The organism is Desulfogranum marinum (assembly GCF_016918565.1).
Lineage (GTDB): Bacteria > Desulfobacterota > Desulfobulbia > Desulfobulbales > Desulfobulbaceae > Desulfogranum > Desulfogranum marinum.
In genome coordinates, this window is the sequence record NZ_JAFFQD010000080.1 from 1 (window position 1) to 7,925 (window position 7,925).

Sequence of the window (7,925 nt, forward strand, 5' to 3'; positions counted from 1 at the left end):
GAGATGTTTTACAACAGCAGAAGACGGCATTCGTATCTTGGCTATCGCAGTCCAAATGATTTTGAAAAAATGATGAAGTTGAAAAAAGCAGCCTAAGAAAAGTGTCCACTTTTACTTGACCACGTCAAACAGCTGCAATGACGGATATTTCAACAAGTAGTTCCTCGCGCGCCATACTTGCTTCAACACAAGCTCGAGCAGGAGCATGACCTTCAGGTACCCAATTGTCCCAGACTTCGTTCATCTCGGCAAAATAATCCATAGATTTAATGTAGATGGTGGCTGAAAGAATATGTTTCTTGTCACTGCCTGCCTGCTCAAGCAGTAAGTCGACTTTTGCCAACATCGTCTCGGTCTGCTCCTTTATCCCTTTACCGGCATCTTCAGCTACCTGACCGCACAAATAAATTGTGTCGTTATGGATGACGATCTTGCTCATCCGCTGCTGGGTGTCTAGTCGTTTGACTGTCATAATGTTTTTACCAATGGTTTATGAATTGATTGTAATTGGTAACTGCTCACACGCACCCTGTGAGCAGTTACTGTAATTGTTGAATAGGCCGCAATTTCCGGATACATAACAGACAAATCACAGCAGGAGTTTCCACGTGAACTCAATGAAACTATGCCTGGGCTCAGGCCAACATCGGAAAATAATAATGCGGTGGCTATTTTTACCTGTTCGGAAACAGCAGCTCTTAACTTAAGAGCAAATGTTGATATTGTCATATCCACAGTTGATATTGTTAAAAGCAACATGACATGCAACAAAGCAAGGGGAAAATGCTGAGAAATTGGCTCTTACGATATTGTTAGGTGTCGCAGTAGGCTATATAGCCTCTTCTTTTTGGATCTGTTACAATTTTTCCTTTTCACAAATCTCGGCCATCCGCTTTCCGGCATCATGATAATGGTTTCTTATACAAGCTTCCAATTCGTACCCATTCCCCCCTTTTAGGGCATCAACGATGATTTTGTGTCGCCAATAAACCTCTTCAGCAGAATACAGTTGAATCCAGTATTTGAACAAAAGAAATTTGGATATTCCCTGACAAGACCTCTTGCAAAATTCGAGTAGTAATTCATTGTCGATTCGAGAGAATAGAATTTTGTGAAACTTGTCGTCTAAGGTAGCAATTTTTTCGATAGGTTCATTATTCTCAGAAATCAGCCTCATCTTTTCTACAAGTTCTTCAAGCCTCTTTATATCCCTTGAAGTGTATTTGTGAATGACCGAGCACACAGCTGCACTCTCGAGTATACCACCGGTAAAATAACTGTCCTGAATTTGTTTTGGGCTCAGCTCAGTGATAAATTTTCCTTTTTGTGGAATCCATACAATCAACCCTTCTTTAATGAGAATCTGCAGCGCTTCGCGGATGGGGGCTCTGCTTATAGACAGTTTTTGGGCCAGAGTTAACTCTTTTACCTTTGTCCCTGGTTTGTAGGTACCATCAAGAATAGATTGTTTGATATAACTTACGATATCATCTGTATATGTATGCTTTTTGAAATCCAAAATAATATTCCCTGATGTTACGGCACTGTACAATTACAATTTAAACTACTAATAGATTACTTGTTTTTTGTGCATCATTCACCTTATTATAAGACGTTGTATATATTCGCAAACTGTTTAGTCAAAAAAACGATGGGTAGCTGTTTGTAACTCACCTGAGAAATAATAATAAAAAGGCCTCCTGGATAGGAGGCCTTACGAGCTATGGCACCAAAAATATACCTGAATTTACTTATGAGAGTAGGACAAGCACTTTATCCCAATTCGTCAACAATGTGACCTTCCTTATCGAGGTGAATGCTACTGTCATGCTCTATCTCGCTCAGTGGCTTGGATGCTTGTTCACGATCCAATTGACCACCTAGAGCCGCAACCACAACACCAGCAGAGTTGTCACCGAAGATATTGGTTGTTGTGCGGAACATATCAAGGATTCGGTCAACCCCTGCAACAATTGCAATACCTTCAAGAGGTAAACCAACTGATTGAAGTACCATGGTTAGCATGATTAACCCACCTCCGGGAATGCTGGCGGTTCCAACGGAAGCTAAAACAGCTGTAGCCACAATTGTGCCCTGTTGGGTTAACGAAAGGTCAATGCCGTAGGCGTTGGCTACAAAAATAGCTGCAACGGCCTGATACAAGGCTGTTCCATCCATATTGATTGTAAGTGCCATGGGCAATGTAAAGCCTGAAATTTTTGAGGGTACTCCCAAATGTTTTTGTGCACGCATGGAAAAGGGGAAGGCTGCCGCAGCACTACAGGTCGATAGACCTACCAGCGCTGGTTCCATTACTTTTTTCAGGAAAACAAACGGAGATATGCGGGCTACAGCGGTCACTATAAGAGAGTAGGAAACAAAAATGTGTATGAGGCTGGCAACTAGAGCAGCTATAATGAGTTTCCCCATAGGCATCAATATGTCTAGTCCAAATTTTCCGGTTGTCCAGGCAATAAGGGCAAAGACTCCGTAGGGCGCGAAGCTGATGACGATATCTGAAACTTTGAACATTACTTCTGCTAGACTCTGAAAAAAATCTGCGATCGGCTTGCCTTTGTCGCCGGTCATGGAAAGTCCTGCACCAAAAAGTAATGCAAAAATTATAATCTGCAGAACATTTCCCTTGGCAAGTGCTTCCATAGGATTCATTGGAAACATATTAACTATCATCTGGGCTGGTCCAACGGAATCTGGAGCCTTGAAAGTTTTCAGTTCGCCAAGGGACAGTCCTATTCCCGGTTGAAAGACATTGGCAATGATTAATCCTATACAAACGGCTAGAGTCGTCGTTATCATGAAATACACAAGAGTGTTAATTCCTGTTTTTCCAAGATTTTTGATATTGCCGGTGCTGACAACACCTGTGATTAATGTGGATAAAATTAAAGGAACAACTATTAATCTCAGGCAACGTATAAAAATGTCCCCTATTGGCTTAAGGTAAGCTGCTTTTTCCCCAAGAATGAGACCGGCAACGACGCCAAGAACAAGGCCAATCATTATTTTGTGGTAAAGTTTCATGGTGAGTCTCCTTTAGATTATTTCAGCCTTCTACAAGGTGCTTGGATTTTCAAAAACAGTAATAATTATCAAGGCAGCCTGAAAAGCGCAGACTGCCAGAATAATTATTACTGAAATGTATCAAGATATGCATAGAGAGCAGGTGAACCGCCTGTATGTAGGAACAGTACGTTAGCTCCCTCTGCAAAATAATCATTGCGGACTAAATCTATAAGACCTGCCATTGCCTTACCAGAATATACGGGATCAAGCAGGATAGCCTCTGTCTGGGCTAACAGTTTAACGGCTTCGGTCATGCTGTCGGTCGGCAGCGAATATCCGGGACCAACGTAACCATCAAAGCATGTGATCTGTTCTTTGGGAAGGCTCTCACGCATGCCAAGGCGTTTGGCGGTTTCCATTGCCAGATTGTGAACGATTTCTTCTTGTACGTCTTTTGGTCGGCTTACATTGATTCCTGATACAGGAATACCAGCATTGGTTCCATACATTCCCACGACAATACCTGCATGAGTTCCTGCGCTGCCGCTGGGGACAACCATATGATCAATAACCAAATTTTTATCGAATAATTGTTGTTGAATTTCCTCAGCGCATGCAACATATCCGGTAGCGCCAATCGCATTTGAGGCACCGCCGGGAATGATGTACGGTTTCTTACCTTCCTTTTTCAACTGCTCAGCAAGCTTTGTCATTTCACCAAGCATATCTGAGCCACCGGCAACAACGGTTGTGCTTTTGACACCCATCAGGTTGAAAAGGAAATTATTACCTGATCCGTTTTTTTTGTAGCTTCCTGCTACACGTTCTTCGAGAATAAGATGACAATCCAGTCCTTCCTTGACAGCCCATGAGAGAGTCAGACGGCAGTGATTGGATTGGACAGCACCACAGGTAATGATGGTGTCTGCGCCGTTTTCGATGGCATCTGCAATACAGAAGTCGAGTTTTCTTGTTTTGTTTCCGCCTGCGCAACCAGGTAACAGGTCATCTCTTTTGATATAGATGTTAACTTTGTTGCCGAGAGCCTTTGAGAAGGCAGGCAATGCTTCTAGCGGGGTAGCATCCTGTACGTAATTTCTTCTGGGGAATTGAGTAAGATTCATTCTAAATCCTTTGGTTTTGTTTAATTTATGAGTACAACGGCCTCAATTTCTATATCAGCTCCCAATGGGAGTGCAGCTACCTGGAATGCGCTTCTTGCGGGAAAAGGTGATGAAAAATATTCTGCATAGACAGTGTTGACTTCCTGAAAATCATCTATATTTGCCAAAAAGACAGTGGTTTTCACAACATCGTCTAATTTTCCGCCTGCTGACTCAATGACTGCAGCTAGGTTCCTCAGTACTTGATGTGCACGATCTGCCGTCGATCCTTCCACCATTTTTCCGGTTACCGGATCAATTGGCAATTGGCCCGAAGTAAAAAGAAGGTTTCCTGTCTTGATTGCCTGGGAATAGGGACCAATTGCCCCTGGTGCCTTACCTGTTTCGATTACAATCTTTTCATTCATGCTTTTTTGACCAAAAATATTAGGTGTGGATAAGTTAGAACAACTTATCCTATTGTAAAATGGCTTTCCGCTGTATATTCAAATGAAGAATGTCGACATTTTTAATGTTTCCTTATGCCAAAATTTATTATTGATGTCAAATCAAAAGTTACTCTATGAAAAGCCAAAAAAATAATCTTCTGTGATTTTAATGGGACGTGACGAGAATTTACTAAATGCCATCAGCGAACACTCTTTGGGTGCTATTTTTTGCTCAAAAAGCAAAGTCCCTTATGGCACGCTGCGCGTACTGACTTGACCAAAATAACGCTATATCATCGTCATAAAAGATTACAGCGAACTAAAGAACTACCTTTTCAAGAGGATCTTATTACAAGAAGGGTATCCATCATCATTAAAAAATACGAAAAAAATGTGGGTAACGATAAATTGTCATTCCATACTCGCTCTTTGTGAGATTATTCAAAATTGTTGACAAGAGAAGCAGTGTCTGTCATTTCTGCATCGGCCAATGTCGACATTTTGAAAAGCAAAGTGACGTGTCGTTCAAATGGTACATTTTATATATGTGCAGATGAAATGCTTAGAAGTACAACCGTAGATAGTTCATGGAGGTGAGGTGTGAGTAAGGCTACATTGGACCCTGACAATTGGAGTGCCTTTCGCTCAGCGGCTCATAAGATGTTAGACGCCGCTTTGGATAAAATGGAATCAGCCGGCAAAGGTCGAGTTTGGACTCCTTTACCGGATGAAATGAAGGCCGCGTTGCAATCCGACCTTCCAATTACAGGTATAAGTGCCGAAGAGCTCCGTCAGAAGCTTGAAGAGCTATTACCTTACGGGGTTGGGAACACCCATCCCCGATTTTTTGGCTGGGTGCACGGAGCCGGTAACCCTGGTGGCATTTTTGCTGAGATAACAGGAGCGGCAATGAATGCAAACCTCGGTGGACGAGATCACGGAGCAATATATATTGAAAAGCAGGTTTTAGAGTGGTGCCGTCAACTGATGGGATTCCCTGCAGATTCAAGCGGCCTTATAGTTTCGGGAACGTCAATGGCTACAATTATTGCCTTGAAAGCTGCGCGTGATCAACGAGTTGGACTTGAGTGCAGGAAAAAAGGCGTTGGTCGGGTTGCGTTGGTTGGGTATGCCTCTGCCCAGGCTCACTCCTGCCTAGGACGAGCTTTTGATTTATTGGGGATTGGCAGTGATTCGTTACGTAAGGTACCATGCGATGCACATTTCAGAATGGACCTAGAGGCCTTGAAGAGGGCAATTGAAGAGGATCGCGCAGAGGGGAACATCCCTTTTGTTGTTATCGGCACAGCAGGCTCAGTAAATGTCGGTGCGATTGATGCCCTTGAAAAATTAGCTGATATTGCTGCTCTAGAGAATTTGTGGTTGCACGTTGATGGAGCTTTTGGTGCTACAGCAATCCTAAGTAACAAGATTCGCGATTACCTCGCTGGTATTGAACGTGCTGATTCTTTAGCGTTTGATTTTCATAAATGGCTGCATGTTAATTATGATGCGGGGTGCGTTCTGATTCGTTCCGCCGAGGTGCATCTTAAAGCTTTTTCTGGCAGGCCGGAATATTTGCTAGAAGCTGGCCGAGGATTGGCGGCTGGAAATCCGTGGCCAGTAGATTATGGCCCGGAGCTTTCTCGCGGTTTCCGGGCGTTGAAAATATGGACGCATTTTCTTGAACACGGAACAGATAAACTCGCAGAAGCCATCGATAAAAATTGCATCCAGGCATCATATTTAAAAGAGAAAATCCAGGATTCTTCCACATTTGAACTTCTGGCTCCGGTAACACTCAATATAGTTTGCTTTAGGTATGTCCCTGAGGATGTAAAAAATTTGGATGAACTCAATAAAGAAATCGTAATAACCCTTCAGGAAAAAGGAATAGCAGCACCCTCAACTACCATTTTAAACGGCCAGTTGGCAATCCGGGTAAACATTACCAATCATCGCACTGAATTACGAAATCTCGATCTACTCGTTGAGGAAGCAGAAAAAATTGGTATCACTCTGATTTTAGAAAAAAGTTTCAAGGTCTGTAAATAATGAAGGGACTAGGTAACAGGCTAAATTATTTCCCAAATTGCATATTAACAGCCTACTGTGAGTGATCAGGATAAATAATGGAAAAGTCGTAAGATATCTTCTTATATGTGACGATGTAGCGCTTGAGACCATTATCGGTATCATTTATTGCCCTACACATAAGCTCTAATAAATATCAATGGCTCCAAAATAGAGTTGGAGGATACGAAATGGAAGGAATCGTTTTTATTAATGACAAATTTGTTCCTGCTAAAGAAGCTAAGGTATCAGCTTTCGACCGCGGTTTTCTCTTTGGAGACGGGGTGTATGAAGTTGTGCCTGTAGTAAATTCTACAATAGTTGATAAAGCGCCATTCTTACAGCGCTTAGAACACAGTCTACGGGCAGTTGGAATGAGCTGGCCCTACAGTAAAGAAAGATATGTCGCTATTCTGGAAGACCTTATACGCCGCAACGACATTAAAGAAGGGGGCGTATATACTCAAGTAACACGTGGAGTTGCGCCAAGAGATTTTGCATACCCAACAGACACCCCACCTACTTGCATGGCATTTACCATGGCTAAGGATTTTATAAACACTCCTTTAGCAAAAAGTGGTGTTTCTATCATAACAGTTGAGGATATTAGATGGAAACGCAGAGATATCAAATCAATTGCGCTCCTTGGTCAGTGCATGGTCAAACAGGAGGCTTACGAGAGTGGTGCCTATGAAGGATGGATGGTAGAAGATGGTTTTGTAACCGAAGGTATTACTTCGAGTGCTTATATTATTAAGGATAAAATAATTATTACCCGCCCTCTCTCTCGGTCCATACTACCTGGCATTCGACGGAAATGTTTGCTTCAGCTAGCTGCAACTAACAATATAGCCATTGAAGAACGGCTCTTCACTACTGATGAAGCACTTGATGCAGATGAAGCTCTTTTGAGTAGTGCTACCAGTTTAGTATTACCTGTTGTTAAAATTGACGGACATGCAATTGGTAACGGGAAGCCTGGGGAAATGACCAAAAGGTTAAGGAACCTCTATGTACAAATGGTGCAGAAGGAGTCAGGGGGCGCGCCAGCTAGTTCTAGCCTGAGGTAGTCGGATGGCCTGTAATCAATCAGAGCATGTCCACAGGTAACCTTAATCATTTAGAAAAAAAGTGCTATTTAGGTTCTTACTGTTTATACGTAACAAAGTGAAAACCGCATAAAGTGTTATAATGCGGTCATTAACATCCTGTTTTTTCAACAAAGAAAAAGGAGGACTCGATGACCGAAACAACAGGTATACGCCAAGACGTACTA

General features: G+C 42.4%; 8 protein-coding genes. 2 read left to right on the top strand and 6 right to left on the bottom strand.

What is annotated here, in order from left to right; genetic code table 11:
- Positions 1–124: 124 nt before the first annotated feature.
- The 6 genes from JWH17_RS22350 to JWH17_RS22375 form a co-directional block, all read right to left on the bottom strand.
- Positions 125–472, bottom strand: a complete 348-nt coding sequence (locus JWH17_RS22350; protein WP_205224923.1) for a RidA family protein — start codon at positions 470–472, stop codon at positions 125–127.
- Positions 469–729: a hypothetical protein gene (locus JWH17_RS22355; RefSeq protein WP_205224924.1), complete on the bottom strand. Its 261-nt coding sequence runs from the start codon at positions 727–729 to the stop codon at positions 469–471. The genes JWH17_RS22350 and JWH17_RS22355 overlap by 4 nt, the downstream gene beginning before the upstream one ends.
- Positions 730–856: 127 nt before the next feature.
- A complete protein-coding gene (locus tag JWH17_RS22360) occupies positions 857–1,519 on the bottom strand; it encodes a GntR family transcriptional regulator (RefSeq protein WP_232371261.1) in 663 nt (220 codons plus the stop codon).
- 254 nt (positions 1,520–1,773) lie between these two features.
- Positions 1,774–3,042, bottom strand: coding sequence for a dicarboxylate/amino acid:cation symporter (locus tag JWH17_RS22365; protein ID WP_205224925.1), 1,269 nt, complete (start codon positions 3,040–3,042; stop codon positions 1,774–1,776).
- Positions 3,043–3,149: 107 nt separating this feature from the next.
- Positions 3,150–4,148 (bottom strand): D-cysteate sulfo-lyase, encoded by a 999-nt coding sequence (gene cuyA / locus JWH17_RS22370; protein ID WP_205224926.1) that lies wholly within the window; start codon positions 4,146–4,148, stop codon positions 3,150–3,152.
- A gap of 20 nt (positions 4,149–4,168) precedes the next feature.
- Positions 4,169–4,555: a RidA family protein gene (locus JWH17_RS22375; protein WP_205224927.1), complete on the bottom strand. Its 387-nt coding sequence runs from the start codon at positions 4,553–4,555 to the stop codon at positions 4,169–4,171.
- Positions 4,556–5,176: 621 nt separating this feature from the next.
- On the opposite strand from JWH17_RS22375, the gene JWH17_RS22380 reads away from it, so the two are divergent.
- Together JWH17_RS22380 and JWH17_RS22385 are read left to right on the top strand one after the other, a co-directional pair.
- A complete protein-coding gene (locus JWH17_RS22380; protein ID WP_205224928.1) occupies positions 5,177–6,631 on the top strand; it encodes a pyridoxal phosphate-dependent decarboxylase family protein in 1,455 nt (484 codons plus the stop codon).
- A 209-nt stretch (positions 6,632–6,840) separates the two neighbouring features.
- A complete protein-coding gene (locus tag JWH17_RS22385; RefSeq protein ID WP_205224929.1) occupies positions 6,841–7,719 on the top strand; it encodes a D-amino-acid transaminase in 879 nt (292 codons plus the stop codon).
- Positions 7,720–7,925: the final 206 nt, after the last annotated feature.

Coding starts and splice junctions, on each gene's coding strand:
- JWH17_RS22365 (WP_205224925.1), bottom strand. CDS start 3,042: ATGAAACTTTACCACAAAATAATGATTGGCCTTGTTCTTGGCGTCGTT.
- JWH17_RS22355 (WP_205224924.1), bottom strand. CDS start 729: ATGACAATATCAACATTTGCTCTTAAGTTAAGAGCTGCTGTTTCCGAA.
- cuyA (WP_205224926.1), bottom strand. CDS start 4,148: ATGAATCTTACTCAATTCCCCAGAAGAAATTACGTACAGGATGCTACC.
- JWH17_RS22350 (WP_205224923.1), bottom strand. CDS start 472: ATGACAGTCAAACGACTAGACACCCAGCAGCGGATGAGCAAGATCGTC.
- JWH17_RS22375 (WP_205224927.1), bottom strand. CDS start 4,555: ATGAATGAAAAGATTGTAATCGAAACAGGTAAGGCACCAGGGGCAATT.
- JWH17_RS22385 (WP_205224929.1), top strand. CDS start 6,841: ATGGAAGGAATCGTTTTTATTAATGACAAATTTGTTCCTGCTAAAGAA.